This window comes from Paenisporosarcina sp. P4_D4 (genome assembly GCF_056401835.1).
The window spans coordinates 1-3,659 of record NZ_JBFUIO010000163.1; the positions used below are offsets into that span (position 1 = coordinate 1).

Annotated in this window: 5 protein-coding genes; all 5 read left to right on the plus strand. The window is 31.4% G+C overall.

Features of this window, described 5'->3' with window-relative positions:
* The coding region (locus AC1DSL_RS16320; RefSeq protein ID WP_477533002.1) for an excalibur calcium-binding domain-containing protein at window positions 1-161 on the plus strand (161 nt) is incomplete at its 5' end.
* Window positions 162-294: 133 nt separating this feature from the next.
* Window positions 295-474 carry a hypothetical protein gene (locus AC1DSL_RS16325; protein WP_477532998.1) on the plus strand — a complete coding sequence of 60 codons (180 nt, stop codon included), beginning with the start codon at window positions 295-297 and terminating at the stop codon, window positions 472-474.
* A 402-nt stretch (window positions 475-876) separates the two neighbouring features.
* Window positions 877-2,343: an AAA family ATPase gene (locus tag AC1DSL_RS16330; protein ID WP_477532999.1), complete on the plus strand. Its 1,467-nt coding sequence runs from the start codon at window positions 877-879 to the stop codon at window positions 2,341-2,343.
* Window positions 2,340-3,191 (plus strand): HNH endonuclease, encoded by an 852-nt coding sequence (locus AC1DSL_RS16335; RefSeq protein WP_477533000.1) that lies wholly within the window; start codon window positions 2,340-2,342, stop codon window positions 3,189-3,191. Before AC1DSL_RS16330 ends, AC1DSL_RS16335 begins: the two co-directional genes overlap by 4 nt.
* Before the next feature lie 64 nt (window positions 3,192-3,255).
* A partial coding sequence (locus tag AC1DSL_RS16340) for a hypothetical protein (protein ID WP_477533001.1) occupies window positions 3,256-3,659 on the plus strand: 404 nt, incomplete at its 3' end.

A 3,659-nucleotide genomic window follows, 5' to 3' on the forward strand; every position in this document is an offset into this window, starting at 1 on the left:
TAACAAAACCTGCTCCTAAACCAACTACTCCAGCAAAAACCGAAATCTTTAAGAACTGTACTGAATTACGCAAGAAATACCCTAGTGGTGTTGCAAAAGGACATCCTGCTTACCAATCAAAAATGGATCGTGATAAAGATAATTGGGCATGTGAAAGATAATCTTTAATGACAAAAAACCATTCCTTTTATTTGGGGTGGTTTTTTATGCATACAAAAAAGTATAAATATATTAATGTTTAATGAAGGAATTCCCATATATGGAATCGAATTGATTCTGAAAGGGGGAGTTTAATTGAAKAAATTTTCGGTATACATAATGTTTAAGAATGGATCAAATATTCATTTTGAAACAGACACTAATTTAAATTTGGCTGAACCTCAATCAATTAATGGCGGTCAATTTATCGTTACTGAGAATGATCATGTGATTAATCTGCTACAAGTAGAAGAAATGAAAGTTGTCCAAAATTAGATTAATACTACCCAAAGGAGCATCTCTTAAGAGGTGCTTTTTGCTATGAAAATAAATATATACAAAAACCATTTTATGATGATACATTTGTAATGGGTTGGCAAATTTATGTAAATTTTTAAGATAACTTTATCTGTCATACTATCTATAGGTTTGCATTCAACTTCAGTACATGCTGCAAATGTAACTAAACCTAAGCCTATGACGATTCACTTTATTAATGTTGAACAAGGTGATTCCACCTATATTAAGACGTTTGATTAATGCTGGAAACAAATGAAAAAGGATATTGTAGTTGCCTATATAAAAAAATTGAATGTGGATGACATAGAGGTGTTGAGCTTTACATTAATTTTTCCCAAATATTTAAAGCGACTATTTTGATCTGAAGGAGACAAAAACTTGAACTTTTATATTAGTGAATATAGAAAATTTTTTACTGTAGACTTAGAATATCCTTGTATTGTATTGACCACTGATGAATGGGACGACTGGTCAATAGCTGAAACATTATTCCATGCTGTGTTTTATGGTGGAGAAGGAACTACAAAACTTGGGGATGTAAAGATAATGACAACTGAATCTAACGTGACTAGAGCCGTTATCCCTAAGAAATTTACAGAGTTACCAGAGTCATATTGTTCATTAGGGCAAAGTTTAGAGTTTTATGAGCAGATAAGCGAATTACCACAATCATTACAAACTTTGATTCTTGACGGATTAAAAGATGTTGCTACTAATAGAGATAGAGCAGAGAAATTCAAAGATAATGAAGTTTTTAATGGTTCATTGTTGCGTTTTAGCGAAGCAGAAAAAGCTTTTAAAGAAGCAAAGCAATATTTTGGTGGTAATGCCACAAAAATCCTTAATTTTAGCTTTATATACAAGATTCACGAAGCTTCGGAACCTCACGATGTTGAACTTGACTTTACAGATAATATCTTACCTCATCGAATAAATGCTTTTGTAGGAAAGAATGCAACAGGGAAAACAAAAATACTAACCGAATTGGCAAGTTACATAAGTGGTGTAAAGCAAAACAGAGGAAACTTTTCTCCAGCAAGACCTTCATTTAGTAAAATTATTGCCATTTCATATAGTGCATTTGATGAACTTTATAAGCCATTTGAGAATAAAGATAAAGATAAGTCTCCCGAATCAAATGAGGAATCTGAACTTTTTAGCTATAAGTATTGTGGGCTAAGAAATAAAGACGGTCTATTATCTTTGTCAGAACTTGAAGAACATTTTTATCAATCCTATGACGCCATTGTTAAAAGAGGACGAGAAGATGAATGGAAAAAGATATTGCAAAATGTATTCGAAGAAGAACATTTAGAGTTAATAGATCAATTTGGTAAATCACAATCACAAAGCGGTTTGAGTAATTTGCTTAGCTCTGGACAAAATATTCTCCTTTCCACAATTACAGATGTGATAGCACATATAGAAGAGGACTCACTATTATTGTTTGATGAACCTGAGCTGCATTTACATCCTAACGCAATTGCCAATTTCATGAGAATGTATTATGAAATACTAGAGGACTTCAAATCGTTTTCAATTATCTCAACACATTCACCTATAATATTACAAGAAATTCCTTCAAAGTTTGTAAGAGTCTTTTCCAGAATTGATAACACTCCTATGATTGACCCACCATCATTAGAATGTTTTGGTGAGAATATCAGTAGTATTACTAACGATATTTTTGAAGTTCGAGAAAATGAAAGTAATTATAAGACAATCTTTAAACATCTATCTGATCGTCATACAAAAGAGGAAATCATAGATTTGTTTGAGGACGATTTAAGCTTTAATGCTTTAGCATACCTTAACGCAATTTTTAAAAGGAAAGAAGCAGAATGAAAAAATTAATTCCACCAACGCTAGATGCGGAAAGTATATACCAATTCATAAAAGATAACAGTCACAGTGAAGAGAAAAAAAAGAAGTTAGAACATTTTCAGAGTTATGTATTTGAGAGATATCTGACTTATGATACTTTGAAAAACAATTTGGAGGGTATTACAAGCAGTACAATTATTGATACGGAGGATAAGGATGCATTGCATAGCTGTTATACAAGAAATAGTAAGGGTTTCTTAGAAGGAGCAGTAGTTACAAAAATCATTAAAGCTCAATCTGCCCAGCATAAACAAAATTGTCCTTACTGTGGTCTTGATAAACCAAGAACAATAGATCACTATTTACCTAAAGGTAAATTCCCTGAGTTTTCGGTCTTCCCTCCGAATCTCATTCCATGTTGTGGTTATTGCAACCAAAAAAAATCATCTACTTGGTTAACCAATGGTAAAAGACATTTTCTTAATCTCTATTTTGATGAAATACCATCAGATATTCCATTTTTATTTGCGGAAATGGAATATAGGGAAGGAGAGTTAGTTCCGTCCTGTACTTTTACTATTGAAAATAAACACAATATTGATCATGAGTTATTTGAATTAATAGTGCAACACTATACAAGATTACAGTTGCTTAATGAATTTTCGGAAAGCGTAGAGGAAAGATTGTCCAGTATACAAGATGAAATAGTACATAATCCAGAAACTATAGAAGACATAAAAGATGCGTTAGTAAGGAAGTATCACACTAACGTAAGAAAGTTTGGATTAAATCATTGGGAATCAAGCTTTTTAAAAAGTTTAATTAATACACCTGAGTTTTTTGTGAATTCACTTGAATTTGGTGCATAATTCTTCTAATAAGTATCAGTATCAATACCCACTAAAATAGTTGTAAAATAAGGGGATGAATATTGTGAAATTATTTTGGGGGAAATTTGCACTTGAATTAATTGTGATAGTTGGTTTCTTGTCTTTATTGTTGATCAGTTGGTTTTATAGTAGTTTAGATAAAGAAGATTCAGGGGAGTTTTGGAAATCCGTATTGTCTGGTGCATTTGTAGATATATTTAGCTTGATAATTAGTTCAATCTTGATTACATACTTAGTAAATAGGAAGAGAGAACATGATGATAAAAATAACCTATACACAATAATAAAAAAACCTCATAAGAATTTTATAGATRGGTTGCTGCTAGGCTATCTATATATGGTTTGTACAAAGAAAAATTCAGAGTATAAAATAGAGATAAACAAGGGATTATCATTTGATAATATTGATTCATATTTTAAAGAGTACATACATGAGGATTATTTGGC